The 11,910-nt window shown below is 57.8% G+C and carries 13 protein-coding genes and 1 riboswitch; of the genes, 5 read left to right on the plus strand and 8 right to left on the minus strand.

The window, feature by feature from the left end:
• Window positions 1–4: 4 nt before the first annotated feature.
• Complete coding sequence (gene cobO, locus GYN01_RS04000; RefSeq protein WP_048362866.1) at window positions 5–616, minus strand: cob(I)yrinic acid a,c-diamide adenosyltransferase; 612 nt, start codon at window positions 614–616, stop codon at window positions 5–7.
• A gap of 82 nt (window positions 617–698) precedes the next feature.
• A riboswitch (cobalamin riboswitch) is annotated at window positions 699–942 on the minus strand.
• 126 nt (window positions 943–1,068) lie between these two features.
• Between cobO and GYN01_RS04005 the strand changes: the two genes are divergently transcribed.
• Window positions 1,069–2,376: a PQQ-dependent sugar dehydrogenase gene (locus tag GYN01_RS04005; RefSeq protein WP_048362865.1), complete on the plus strand. Its 1,308-nt coding sequence runs from the start codon at window positions 1,069–1,071 to the stop codon at window positions 2,374–2,376.
• A gap of 87 nt (window positions 2,377–2,463) precedes the next feature.
• On the opposite strand, the gene GYN01_RS04010 is transcribed toward GYN01_RS04005, so the two are convergent.
• The 5 genes from GYN01_RS04010 to GYN01_RS04030 form a co-directional block, all read right to left on the minus strand.
• Complete coding sequence (locus GYN01_RS04010) at window positions 2,464–3,003, minus strand: C40 family peptidase (RefSeq protein ID WP_048400961.1); 540 nt, start codon at window positions 3,001–3,003, stop codon at window positions 2,464–2,466.
• 144 nt (window positions 3,004–3,147) lie between these two features.
• Window positions 3,148–3,771 carry a C40 family peptidase gene (locus GYN01_RS04015; protein WP_048362863.1) on the minus strand — a complete coding sequence of 208 codons (624 nt, stop codon included), beginning with the start codon at window positions 3,769–3,771 and terminating at the stop codon, window positions 3,148–3,150.
• 210 nt (window positions 3,772–3,981) lie between these two features.
• The gene (gene hda, locus GYN01_RS04020; RefSeq protein WP_047276383.1) at window positions 3,982–4,686 is read right to left on the minus strand and encodes a DnaA regulatory inactivator Hda; all 705 of its coding nucleotides are present in this window, start codon (window positions 4,684–4,686) and stop codon (window positions 3,982–3,984) included.
• Window positions 4,687–4,911: 225 nt separating this feature from the next.
• On the minus strand, window positions 4,912–5,985 hold the full coding sequence (locus tag GYN01_RS04025; protein WP_203306616.1) for an AI-2E family transporter: 1,074 nt from the start codon (window positions 5,983–5,985) through the stop codon (window positions 4,912–4,914).
• Window positions 5,986–6,017: 32 nt separating this feature from the next.
• On the minus strand, window positions 6,018–7,046 hold the full coding sequence (locus GYN01_RS04030) for a DUF2066 domain-containing protein (RefSeq protein ID WP_048400965.1): 1,029 nt from the start codon (window positions 7,044–7,046) through the stop codon (window positions 6,018–6,020).
• A 384-nt stretch (window positions 7,047–7,430) separates the two neighbouring features.
• Here GYN01_RS04030 and purM point away from each other — a divergent pair, with 384 nt between their 5' ends.
• The 4 genes from purM (at window position 7,431) to GYN01_RS04050 (ending at window position 10,307) form a co-directional block, all read left to right on the plus strand.
• A complete protein-coding gene (purM, locus tag GYN01_RS04035) occupies window positions 7,431–8,489 on the plus strand; it encodes a phosphoribosylformylglycinamidine cyclo-ligase (RefSeq protein ID WP_048362860.1) in 1,059 nt (352 codons plus the stop codon).
• The gene (purN, locus tag GYN01_RS04040; protein ID WP_048400966.1) at window positions 8,489–9,139 is read left to right on the plus strand and encodes a phosphoribosylglycinamide formyltransferase; all 651 of its coding nucleotides are present in this window, start codon (window positions 8,489–8,491) and stop codon (window positions 9,137–9,139) included. Before purM ends, purN begins: the two co-directional genes overlap by 1 nt.
• A gap of 8 nt (window positions 9,140–9,147) precedes the next feature.
• Window positions 9,148–9,861 carry a DUF3108 domain-containing protein gene (locus GYN01_RS04045; protein ID WP_048362858.1) on the plus strand — a complete coding sequence of 238 codons (714 nt, stop codon included), beginning with the start codon at window positions 9,148–9,150 and terminating at the stop codon, window positions 9,859–9,861.
• 263 nt (window positions 9,862–10,124) lie between these two features.
• Complete coding sequence (locus tag GYN01_RS04050) at window positions 10,125–10,307, plus strand: hypothetical protein (RefSeq protein WP_048362857.1); 183 nt, start codon at window positions 10,125–10,127, stop codon at window positions 10,305–10,307.
• A 176-nt stretch (window positions 10,308–10,483) separates the two neighbouring features.
• On the opposite strand, the gene GYN01_RS04055 is transcribed toward GYN01_RS04050, so the two are convergent.
• Both GYN01_RS04055 and mazG read right to left on the minus strand, forming a co-directional pair.
• Window positions 10,484–11,029: a DUF2058 domain-containing protein gene (locus tag GYN01_RS04055; RefSeq protein WP_048362856.1), complete on the minus strand. Its 546-nt coding sequence runs from the start codon at window positions 11,027–11,029 to the stop codon at window positions 10,484–10,486.
• Window positions 11,030–11,051: 22 nt separating this feature from the next.
• On the minus strand, window positions 11,052–11,885 hold the full coding sequence (gene mazG, locus GYN01_RS04060; RefSeq protein ID WP_203306617.1) for a nucleoside triphosphate pyrophosphohydrolase: 834 nt from the start codon (window positions 11,883–11,885) through the stop codon (window positions 11,052–11,054).
• Window positions 11,886–11,910 lie beyond the last annotated feature (25 nt).

Consider the following 11,910-nt stretch of genomic DNA (forward strand, 5'->3'; position numbering starts at 1 on the left):
GCACTCATAATTCAATGCCTTTCTGGGCTTTTATTCCGGCCTGAAACGCGTGCTTGACCACGTTCATTTCCGTCACGGTGTCGGCCAGATCAATCAGTTCGGGTTTGGCGCCACGGCCGGTGACCAGCACATGCTGCATGGGCGGACGGGCTTGCAGGTCACTGAGCACCTGTTCCAGGTCGAGATAGCCGTGCTTGAGCGCAATGTTCAGCTCATCCAGTACCACCAGCCCGATGGAGGGGTCGCGCAACATCTCGCGCGATACTTCCCACGCCGCTTCAGCAGCGGCGATGTCACGCTGGCGGTCCTGGGTTTCCCAGGTAAAGCCTTCGCCCATCACGTGGTAACGCACTTGCTCGGGGAAGCGGCGGAAAAAAATCTCTTCGCCAGTGCTGTTGCGGCCCTTGATGAACTGCACTACGCCACATTGCATGCCGTGCCCCATGGCACGGGCCAACATGCCAAAAGCCGAGCTGCTTTTGCCTTTGCCATTGCCGGTCAATACCAGCAACAAGCCACACTCGTTGGGAGCGCTGGCAATGCGCTCATCCATGACGGCTTTTTTGCGCAGCATGCGCGCCTGATGACGTTCGTCGCGTTCGGGGGATTCATTCATGGCAGCTCTCCGTCGGGGCTGAATTAAGCAAACGGGAGGCGGGGGGAATAGGTCAATAACGACACACACTCGCCCGCCGCGAAGGTGCTGGATGGCTCAGGCCGGTCTCCGGGCTCACAAGCAGGCGGCCCTGACGCGGGGCAGCCCTGACCGCGCGCCTTCCCGTGAACAAACACAGTGGCACTCAGCGCGGCGTTGACTCATTTACCGTTGCGGGGGCAGCGCCGGGATCGTGGCGGCTGTGCGAAATGCACGCGCCCTCACCGGCTTCCCTGTTTCACCCTGCGAACCTTGGATTGCAGGGCACCTGAAACAAGCGCCAAAGGTTAGAGGGTTGGGGGTGGAGCGTCAATTAAAGGTGGTGCGCATATCGGCACGCCTCGCATTGCCCTGAACCTTTAAGCGACTAGGCTTATCTATCACTTACGCCCCCTGAACTCATGGAGATTCACATGCTCAAGCGCCAACACGCCGTCGTCATCGTCCTTGCGGCCGGTTTAGCCGCCTGTGGTGAGAGTTCGTCACTGCAAGTGGCGGATGGCACCGGCCCCTCGCCCAAGCTGCCTGAACCCAATAAAACCTTGATCCCCACCGTAAACATCGCCCCCGCCGTGGGCTGGAGCCAAGGCGCCAAGCCGATTGCAGCTGAAGGCTTGAACGTCAGCGCATTTGCCGAAGACCTCGACCACCCGCGCTGGCTCTACGTACTGCCCAATGGCGACGTGCTGGTGGCCGAAACCAACGCCCCGCCCAAACCGGATGACAGCAAAGGCATTCGCGGCTGGGTGATGGAGAAGGTCATGGGCAAAGCCGGTGCCGGCGTGCCCAGCGCAAACCGCATCACGTTACTGCGCGACGCCAACCATGACGGCATCGCCGAGACCCGCACCGTGTTTTTGCAAAACCTCAACTCGCCGTTCGGCATGACGTTGGTGGGCAACGATCTGTACGTGGCCGACTCCGACAAGCTGCTGCGCTTTCCCTATCAAGCCGGCCAAGACTCCATCAGCGCCCAACCGACCAAAGTGGTCGACTTGCCGGGTGGGCCGCTGAACCATCACTGGACTAAAAACGTCATCGCCAGCCCCGACGGCAAAAAGCTCTACGTGACCGTCGGCTCCAACAGCAATGTGGGTGAAAACGGCCTGGACAAGGAAGAAGGCCGCGCCGCCATTTGGGAAGTTGACCCGGCGACCGGCAGCCACCGCATTTTCGCCTCCGGGCTGCGCAACCCCAACGGCATGGACTGGGAACCTGCGACCGGCAAACTCTGGACGGCGGTTAACGAACGTGACGAGATCGGCAGCGATCTGGTGCCGGATTACATCACCTCCGTCAAAGACGGCGGCTTCTATGGCTGGCCCTACAGCTATTACGGCCAGCATGTTGATGTGCGGGTTGATCCGCAAAACCCCGAACTTGTGGCCAAAGCCATCGCGCCTGACTATGCCGTCGGCCCACACACCGCTTCACTGGGTTTGAGTTTTGCCGATGGCAGCAAGTTGCCGAACTTCACTGAAGGGGCTTTTATTGGCCAGCACGGCTCCTGGAACCGCAAACCGCACAGTGGCTACAAAGTGATCTTCGTGCCCTTTGCTGACGGTAAACCCACAGGCATGCCGATGGACGTGCTCACCGGCTTTCTCAACGCCGACGAAAAAGCCATGGGCCGCCCGGTGGGGGTAGTGATTGATAAACAGGGGGATTTGCTGGTGGCCGATGACGTCGGCAACAAGATTTGGCGGGTGTCAGCCAAGTAACCTCAGGCTCGCAGCTTTCGGCAGCTCCTACAGACGTCCCGTAGGAACTGGCGCAGGTTGCGAGCTTTTAAGAGGCGCTCAGATTGCCTAAGGATTACGCGCCAGGTGCTGCTCGGTCGGCAAGACGCGCTTGGCATTCAGGTAGGCTTTTTGCCAATAGGCTTTGGACAGGCTGTCGAGCTTGACGGTGCCGCCCGTGGCAGGCGCATGCACAAAGCGCCCTTCCCCCACATAAATCCCTGCATGGCTGACTTGCGTACCGCCGCTGGTGGCGAAGAACAGCAAGTCACCGGTTTGCAGTTTGTCTTTGCCCACATTCGGCGCGCTCATCACGATCATTTCGCGGGTTGAGCGCGGCAACGAAATACCCGCCGCGTCGTTATAGACGTACTTGATCAAACCGCTGCAATCAAAACCCGAATCCGGGGTATTACCGCCCCAGCGATAAGGCGTACCGACCAAACCCAAGGCGCGAAACAGCACATCTGCCGCGACCGGCGAAAAGTCTTCAGAGGAGTTGGTAAATACCACCGGCTTTTTGGCCACGGGGGCTGGCGGCGGGTTGCTGGCGCAAGCACTGAGCAAGGCAGCTAGAGTTAAAACGGCAACGCGGGCGATGATCGACATAAACAGAACGTTCCTGATTCTGGATACGGCAACTCGGCCGCGAAACCTGAAGCCGCGAGAGGGAGCACCTTCGCGGCTTCAAGAATTTAACAATGCGACTGAATTCTAGCCCTTAGAGGCCAAACTTCAAGTGAAGCTTTAACTTTACTTGCGGGCTACTACGCTTGTAGGCGCCATCGCCAAGGCACGTTTGGCCTCAATAAAGGTTTTGCTCCAGTAGGTGTCACCCAGGTTGTCGATCCGTACGCCCCCGCTGCGGCGGCTGCTGGAGTGGATGAACTGGTCATCGCCCAGGTAAATACCGGCATGGCTGACGCGGCCACGACCGTTGGTGCTGAAGAACAGCAAGTCACCCGGCTTGAGTTTGTTGCGCGCGACAAGCGGTGCTTTTACGTTGATCATTTCTCGCGTGGAACGCGGCAATTGCATGCCCGCCTCTTCGCGAAACAGATAACCGATAAAGCCGCTGCAATCGAAGCCTGCTTCAGAGGTGCCGCCAAAACGGTAGCGGGTACCGATCAAGGACATGCCACGCTCAAGGATGCTGTCAGCCAGGGCTGGCAGTTCGTAAGGCTTGCTGTTCTCGGAGAATTGAGCCAGTTCTTTTTCGGTCGCCAACTCTTCCTGATAAATAGCGGAAGCCTGGGACGAAGATGACGATTGAACCTGATGATCGACCACTTGCTGAGACACGGGCGAGTGCGCAGCGCAACCAAACAACAGGGTAACGAGTGCGAGAGGCACGAGGGGTGCGAAGCGATTTAGCATGGGCACGACCGTGGCTTGTAGGAAAAGTAGTCGCGACTATGCCAACTATGATCCTCATTTGCAAATTCAATCGATCTAAATGTGACTCGCCAGTTTTCTCATGACATCTAAGGTTTTACACCCCTGACGATAGATTCTGCGCGCGCAGCCCTTCTGGCCCGCAGGTTTTCTGGCGCCTGAAACTTGCCAAACAGAGAGGAAGTGCCGACTTTACCAGCCCAATGTTTCTTTCAAGAACGGGATGGTCAGCTTGCGCTGTGCTTGCAACGAGGCTTGATCGAGCTGCTCAAGCAGGTCAAACAATGCACTCATGCTGCGGGTGCCGCGGGTCAGGATGAAGTGCCCGACTTCGTCGGTCAGGTGCAGGCCACGGCGTGAAGCGCGCAGCTGCAAGGCACGCAGTTTGTCTTCGTCAGACAAAGGGCGCATCTGGAAAATCAACGCCAGCGTGAGGCGCGACTTGAGGTCAGCCAGCTTGATTGGCAATTCGCGCGGCGAGGCCGAAGCGGCAATCAGTAAACGCCGACCGCTGTCACGCAGACGGTTGAACAGGTGGAACAAGGCCTCTTCCCAATCAGCACGACCGGCCACGGCTTGAAGGTCGTCCAGGCACACCAGCTCGTATTGCTCAAGGTTGTCGAGGATTTCGATGCCACGGTCCATCAGCTCGCCCAGCGGCAGATAAACAGCAGGCTCACCCATCTGTTCAAAACGCAAGCAGGCTGCCTGGAGCAAGTGCGTACGCCCTACCCCGTGTTTACCCCAAAGATAGATCAGACTTTCTGTCCAGCCGGCGTCGGCTTCGCATAGACGCTCGACATAGCCGAGTGCAGCGGCATTGGCGCCTGGATAGTAGTTTATGAAGGTAGCGTCATCACGCAGACGCACACCTAGGGGCAGCTGAATCGGTTTCATGCTGACTGAACAGTTCAAACGAACCGTTAGTGGCCTCTGTGTAAAGTTTGCAAAGTTTATACCCGTGTAGCCGGGCGCACAATGTAACAGACCACGAGCAAAATCAAAGGTTTGCGTTAAGACCTTGGATTAGATCAAGTTTTTTTTCGCTCTCGCGCACGCCACGCTAAACAAAAAGGCAGGTCAGCGCGTTGACTGACCTGCCTTTATTAACGCAACAAACACTTACAACTCAGGGTCTTCGGTGCCCTTATAAGCCTGCGAATCTTTGTAGATATCTTGCACATGGCGCACCAGCACCATAATCACGGCGGCCACGGGCAAGGCCAGCAACACACCGGTGAAACCGAATAATTCACCGCCCGCCAAAATCGCAAAGATCACCGCCACCGGGTGCATGCCAATTTTGTCGCCCACCAGCAATGGCGTGAGCACCGTGCCTTCGAGCGCCTGACCGACCATGAACACCGCCACGATCCCGAGCATCGGGTACAGGTCGCCACCAAACTGGAACAACCCCGCGATCAACGCCGCACCAATGCCGACGATAAACCCCATATACGGCACGATGGCGGCGATGCCCGCCATCAAGCCGATCAACAGCCCCAGCTCCAGGCCCAGCATCATCAAGCCCGCCGAGTAGATGACGCCCAGCGCCAGCATCACCAGCAACTGGCCACGCACAAACGCCCCCAGCACGTCATGACATTCCTTGGCCAGCGACACAATTTGCGTTTCGCGATCACGCGGCAGCAAGCTGCGAATCTTGCCCAGCAGCACGTCCCAGTCACGCAGCAGGTAAAACGCGACAACCGGGATCAGCACCAGATTGGCCAGAAAACCGATCAGCGCCAGACTCGATGCCGTTGCCTGTGACAGCACAATGCCCACGATGTCTGAGGCCTGCCCCATGTGCCCGGTAATCGCAGCCTTGATCTTGTCGAATTTCCAGAACCCGTCGCTCAGGCCAAACTTGCTCTGCGCCCACGGCATCGCCGTGTGCTGCAACCAGTCGAGCACTTGCGGCGCCAGTTGATAGAGCTTCATCAACTGCTTGGCCAGCAGCGGCACCAGCACCAGTACCAGCGCTGTCACGATGATGGTGAACAGCGCGAACACCGTGACCACGCCCCAGGTTCTGGAAAAACCGACCTTTTCAAGACGATCAACCACCGGATCGAACATGTAAGCCAGCACAATCGCGACCAGAAACGGCGTGAGTATCGGATGCAGAAAATACACAAACAGGGCAAACACCAGCGCCACGCCCCACCATACCCATCGCCGCGAATCCGTCATCAAGCACCCATCCTTTATAGAGAAGAAAAAACCTACCAGCGAAAACGTAGCTGCACGACCGGGTTATCCGCAGGCGGCTGTCCGGCGTCCGTCACCGCGGGCACTTCTTGCGCTGACACTTCCTGCAAATGCGCCAACCCCAGTTGCGAGCGCAACTGCTCGGCGCTGCCGTTTACCTGATACACAACCCGGTCACCCTCGACACGCTTGAGCTGTCCGCCAAACGGTTCGAGCAAACGGCCCAGCGAGGCATAGCGCTCAAGGGTCATGCCCTGCACTTCCAGCAACTGGTCGCTCGAGACACCCGGCTTGACCACGTAGCGCGGCGCCAGACGCTCGCTCACCGCCAACATCACCGCATCGGCCAACGCTGCCTGATCAGCTGCCTGCGCACTGCCTTGCTCCTGCTGATCGCCCAGCCACAGACGCCATTTGGCTTGCCATTGACCGCCCTCTTCACGCGCATGCACCGCCAGCAAGGCATCGGCACCATAACGCTCAGACGCTTCGCGCAAAGGTGCAGGATTAGTGCCTTCCAGATTTTCGACCGTACCCACCAACTGTTCGTTCAAGTCCGCCAGCGGCAAGCGCAACGGCAAACCTCGGTGCTGTGCGGCGCGGCGCAAGGGTTCGGCGGCCGATTGCCCGTCGCCCACCAGGCTTGAGCCGTCGACCGAATCGTTAAGCCACCAGCTCAGCAACGCCGGACGGTTGCTGCCCCACAGCGACAAACCGGCCTGACGCAACGCACGCTCCGTGCTCACCGGGTCGAAATCCACTTGCAGGCTTTCAGGTGGCCCTGCGTCGTAGCCGTATTGGCTGATGATCTGCTGCGGGTCTTTGCGCACCGCCTCAAGTGCCGGGCTTTGCACGGCCTTGGCATCGCCGGTCAGGCGTAACACCAAGGTTTCTAACGCTTTTTGTGTCGCCTGAGTGCGCTCTTCAGGTGATTGACTGCTCACCGGCTCACGCACCTGATACAGATTGGTCAGAATTTCGGCATGGCTCGCCAGACTGAAAAATGACAAGCAGCCCGCCGCTAAAAAATGATGAAAACGCATGAAAGATTCCTGACGACAAAAAAGTAGTCTTGAAAGACCCGAGAAAAATACGCAAGCAGGCTTCAGACAGGGCTCGCGCCCAATCATTCACCCGGCCACAGCGGTTTTCATCCAGCCGTAAAAAATCAAAAGTGAACCCGTATACCTTATACAGGGCTGCGCGCAGCGGCCAGTACGACTAAAAAAGGTTTTTTTCGCGCTATATAACCCTGCCCGTCGGCCCGAGGATGGCCGCTGCCCTTCAAGCCTGATAAAATCGCGCGCCTTCGCAGACCGGCGACAGCCGGGCACCCGGCAAATGCTCTATCCCCAACGATGAGCACTTGCCAGTGGGCCCTCTGAGATCGGTCGACCTCCCCGAATCCCCCCTAAAGGCCTGGATTAATGAGCAAGCAACCATCCCTGAGCTACAAAGACGCCGGTGTAGACATCGACGCCGGTGAAGCATTGGTCGAACGCATCAAGAGCGTGGCCAAGCGCACTGCACGCCCGGAAGTGATGGGCGGCCTCGGCGGTTTTGGCGCCCTCTGCGAAATTCCTGCTGGCTACAAGCAGCCTGTTCTGGTTTCCGGCACCGACGGTGTAGGCACCAAGCTGCGTCTGGCACTGAACCTGAACAAGCACGACAGCATCGGCATCGACCTGGTTGCCATGTGCGTGAACGACTTGATCGTATGCGGCGCCGAGCCATTGTTCTTTCTCGACTACTACGCCACCGGCAAGCTCAACGTAGAAACCGCGACCCAAGTGGTTACCGGTATCGGCGCGGGCTGCGAACTGTCCGGTTGCTCGCTGGTAGGCGGCGAAACCGCTGAAATGCCAGGCATGTACGAAGGCGAAGACTACGACCTGGCCGGTTTCTGTGTCGGTGTGGTCGAAAAATCCGAAATCATCGACGGCTCCAAAGTGGCTGCTGGCGATGCGCTGCTCGCCCTGCCATCTTCTGGCCCGCACTCCAACGGCTACTCGCTGATCCGCAAGATCATCGAAGTGTCGGGCGTCGACATCGAAAATACCCAGCTGGACGGCAAGCCGCTGACCGACCTGCTGATGGCCCCGACCCGTATCTACGTGAAGCCGTTGCTCAAGCTGATCAAAGAAACCGGCGTGGTCAAAGCCATGGCCCACATCACCGGTGGCGGCCTGCTGGACAACATCCCGCGCGTGCTGCCAAAAGGCGCTCAAGCCCTGGTTGACGTGGCCAGCTGGCAGCGTCCGGCCGTCTTCGACTGGCTGCAAGCACAAGGCAACGTGGACGAAAACGAAATGCACCGCGTGCTCAACTGCGGCGTCGGCATGGTGATCTGCGTGGCTCAGGCCGACGTTGAAACCGCGCTGAACGTACTGCGTGAAGCCGGCGAGCAGCCTTGGGTCATCGGCAGCATTGCAACAGCCGCTGAAGGCGCTGCACACGTTGAGCTGCAAAACCTCAAGGCGCACTAATGCCTGATACCTGTGATGTAGTGGTGCTGCTTTCCGGCACCGGCAGCAACTTGCAGGCCTTGATCGACAGCGATGACGTCAAGGGCAGCCCGGCCACGATTCGCGCGGTGATTTCCAACCGCGCCGATGCCTACGGCCTGCAACGCGCCACAGACGCGGGTATCGACACCCGCGTACTGGATCACACAGCATTCGAGGGCCGCGAGGCCTTCGATGCTGCACTGATCAAAATCATCGACCAATTCAATCCGCAACTGGTGGTCCTGGCCGGCTTCATGCGCATCCTCAGCGCTGATTTCGTGCGTCACTACTCAGGGCGGCTACTCAATATCCATCCCTCCTTATTGCCCAAATACAAAGGCCTGCACACGCATCAGCGCGCATTGGAAGCGGGTGATCGTGAGCACGGTTGCAGCGTGCACTTTGTTACCGAGGAACTCGATGGCGGCCCACTGGTCGTACAGGCAGTGATACCGGTAGAGTCCGAGGACACGCCAAGCAGTCTGGCGCAACGGGTTCACACCCAAGAGCACCTGATTTACCCGCTTGCAGTGCGCTGGTTTGCCGAGGGTCGTTTGTCTCTCAACGAACAAGGCGCATTATTGGACGGTCAATTACTCCCGGCCAGCGGCCACCAGATACAAATCTAGGAGATTTTATGCGTCGTGCCCTGCTCCTTGCCCTTAGCTTGCTGGCCATCCCAGCAGTGCAAGCGGCCGATCTTCAGCCTTTCAAAGCCAGCTACACCGCCGACTGGAAACAGTTACCCATGAGCGGTTCGGCAGAGCGCAGCCTGACCAAAGGCGCCGACAACGTCTGGACCCTGAACTTCCAGGCGTCGATGCTGGTGGCCAGCCTGAACGAAGAAAGCACCCTCAAGCTGGACAAAGACAAACCGGTTCCCCTGACCTACCACTTCAAGCGTGGCGGGCTGGGTAAAAGCAAAAACATCGACCTCAAGTTTGACTGGTCGGACATGACGGTGACCGGCACCGACAACAGCGAAGCGGTAAACGTAAAGCTGCTGACCGGCATGCTCGACAAGTCCACCTACCAGTTGGCTCTCCAGCGCGATGTTCTGGCGGGTAAAAAGTCCATGAGCTATCAAGTGGTTGATGGCAACGACGTGGACACCTATGACTTTCGCGTCATTGGTCCTGAAGTGGTCGACACCAAAGCAGGCAAAGTAGACGCGATCAAGGTCGAGCGTGTGCGTGATCCGTCCCAAAACAAGCGCATCACCGAAATGTGGTTCGCCAAAAAATGGGACGGCCTGCTGGTCAAACTGCGTCAGGTCGAAAAAGACGGCAAGGAATACAACATCATGCTGCTCGACGGCACGGTGAACGGCCAGTCGGTCAAAGGCAACTGAGTCAAGACCGTCTTCGGGCTGCAAAAAACCTCGCTTCGGCGAGGTTTTTTTTTGCCCGGATACCCCCGCGCAAGATGAAGCTTTTGTCATAAAACTATTGGCCAAATCGCTAAACACCGCGCCAACCGTGGCCTGCGTGAATTTCACGAATTCCCGGCAGATGACACCCTGTGCAATACCTATTTACTTAGGAAGCTAACAGATTCTATAAAGAAGGCCTGCGACGACTTGCCGCATACCTCATCAGAATTTGGAGCAAGCAGATGACTATCAAAGTAACTGAGCGCGACGATTCACGTATGTTTCACCAACTTGTCGCCCACGGCGTACACCTGTGGGATGTTCACCAGGAAGACATATTGGTCGGTATGTTTCACCGCGAAAGCGACGCTCACAACTACAAAGCCGAGCTGGAACAGCTAGAAGCGCAGAAACGTCAGGCCTGAAGTACTGAAACTACTGTCTTGAAAACACAAACCCCGCCGAAGCGGGGTTTGTTGTTTACGGGCCCGTAACGGATACCTGTAGCCGCTGACGAGTAACACGAGGCTGCGTCCGCGCGGATAGGTCGTAAAGCCATGCAGCCTCGTTCTTCAGCCCCCGCAGCGTCCGAGTGACCCGTTTACCACATCAGGTCGTCAGGGATCTGGTAGGCCGCGTACGGATCGTCTTCTTCCGGTGTTTTCGGTTCGACGAGGATGTTCAATTGCACGATACGGCGCGGGTCACGTTCCTGAATCTTCAGCGCGGCCTCGCGCGGGATCACTTCGTAGCCCCCCTGATGCTGCACAATCGCCAGCGAACCATTGGCCAGCTTGTTGCGCATCAACGTGTTGACCGACAGGCGCTTAACCTTCTTGTCGTCCACAAAGTTGTAGTAGTCCTCAGTGGTCAACTTGGGCAAGCGCGACACTTCGATCAATTGCTTGATCTGGGCAGCACGGGCCTTTTGCTCGACCTTTTCTTGCTGCTGACGATTGAGTTCCTGATCGCGCTTGATCTTCTCGGCCTTGGCTTCTGCTGCCAGGCGCTGCTGAGTGTCGTCAAGCTCGATCTGGCCTTTGTGGGCCAGACGCTGCTGTTTTTGCTTTTCTTTGCCGGCCTGCTTGGCCTGCTTCTCGTTGACCAGTCCGGCTTTGAGCAACTGGTCGCGTAGGGAAATGCTCATCTACTTACTCACTTAGGCAAACTCAGCCGCAGCTGGGTAAATTCTTTTCCTGGCGCTTGGCTTCGCCCCACAGGGCGTCCAGGTCTTCAAGGGTGCAATTTTCAATGGGACGCAGGGTATCGCGCAATGCCTGTTCGATAAACCGGAAACGTCTGTCAAATTTGGCGTTAGCGCCGCGCAGGGCGGTTTCAGGGTCAACTTTAAGGTGCCGGGCCAGATTGACCACCGAGAACAGCAGGTCGCCGATTTCATCGTGAACCGCAGCACTATCGTTGTCCGCCATCGCTTCAAGCACTTCGTCGAGTTCTTCGCGCACCTTGTCCAGTACCGGCAAGGCCGCAGGCCAATCAAAACCGACCTGCGCGGCGCGCTTCTGCAATTTGGCGGCGCGCGACAAGGCCGGTAACGCTACTGGCACGTCATCGAGCAATGACAGCTGCTCTGGACGTTCGGCGTTCTCTGCCCGCTCTTGGGCCTTGATCTGCTCCCAGCGCAGCTTGACCTGTTCTTCGCTCAGGCGCGGGACGTCCAGCGGGGCATACAAATCACCGGTCGGGAACACATGGGGATGACGGCGGATCAGCTTGCGGGTGATGCTGTCGATCACCCCGGCAAACTCAAAACGCCCTTCTTCGCGCGCCAACTGGCTGTAATACACCACCTGAAACAACAAATCGCCCAACTCGCCTTGCAGGTGTTCAAAGTCACCTTGCTCGATGGCATCGGCGACCTCGTAGGCCTCTTCAAGGGTGTAGGGCACGATCGTCTTGTAGGTTTGCTTGATGTCCCACGGACAACCGTACTGCGGGTCACGCAACCGGGCCATGAGATGGAGCAAGTCGTCGAGGTTGTACATCGCGGATCTCTTCTAATGTGCACTC

Origin of the sequence: Pseudomonas weihenstephanensis (genome assembly GCF_016812185.1) — a bacterium.
GTDB classification, from domain to species: Bacteria; Pseudomonadota; Gammaproteobacteria; order Pseudomonadales; family Pseudomonadaceae; genus Aquipseudomonas; species Aquipseudomonas weihenstephanensis.

Excerpts from the sequence above, each read along its gene's own strand:
- cobO (WP_048362866.1), bottom strand. The coding sequence starts at position 616 with ATGAATGAATCCCCCGAACGCGACGAACGTCATCAGGCGCGCATGCTG.
- GYN01_RS04005 (WP_048362865.1), top strand. The coding sequence starts at position 1,069 with ATGCTCAAGCGCCAACACGCCGTCGTCATCGTCCTTGCGGCCGGTTTA.
- GYN01_RS04010 (WP_048400961.1), bottom strand. The coding sequence starts at position 3,003 with ATGTCGATCATCGCCCGCGTTGCCGTTTTAACTCTAGCTGCCTTGCTC.
- GYN01_RS04015 (WP_048362863.1), bottom strand. The coding sequence starts at position 3,771 with ATGCTAAATCGCTTCGCACCCCTCGTGCCTCTCGCACTCGTTACCCTG.
- hda (WP_047276383.1), bottom strand. The coding sequence starts at position 4,686 with ATGAAACCGATTCAGCTGCCCCTAGGTGTGCGTCTGCGTGATGACGCT.
- GYN01_RS04025 (WP_203306616.1), bottom strand. The coding sequence starts at position 5,985 with ATGACGGATTCGCGGCGATGGGTATGGTGGGGCGTGGCGCTGGTGTTT.
- GYN01_RS04030 (WP_048400965.1), bottom strand. The coding sequence starts at position 7,046 with ATGCGTTTTCATCATTTTTTAGCGGCGGGCTGCTTGTCATTTTTCAGT.
- purM (WP_048362860.1), top strand. The coding sequence starts at position 7,431 with ATGAGCAAGCAACCATCCCTGAGCTACAAAGACGCCGGTGTAGACATC.
- purN (WP_048400966.1), top strand. The coding sequence starts at position 8,489 with ATGCCTGATACCTGTGATGTAGTGGTGCTGCTTTCCGGCACCGGCAGC.
- GYN01_RS04045 (WP_048362858.1), top strand. The coding sequence starts at position 9,148 with ATGCGTCGTGCCCTGCTCCTTGCCCTTAGCTTGCTGGCCATCCCAGCA.
- GYN01_RS04050 (WP_048362857.1), top strand. The coding sequence starts at position 10,125 with ATGACTATCAAAGTAACTGAGCGCGACGATTCACGTATGTTTCACCAA.
- GYN01_RS04055 (WP_048362856.1), bottom strand. The coding sequence starts at position 11,029 with ATGAGCATTTCCCTACGCGACCAGTTGCTCAAAGCCGGACTGGTCAAC.
- mazG (WP_203306617.1), bottom strand. The coding sequence starts at position 11,885 with ATGTACAACCTCGACGACTTGCTCCATCTCATGGCCCGGTTGCGTGAC.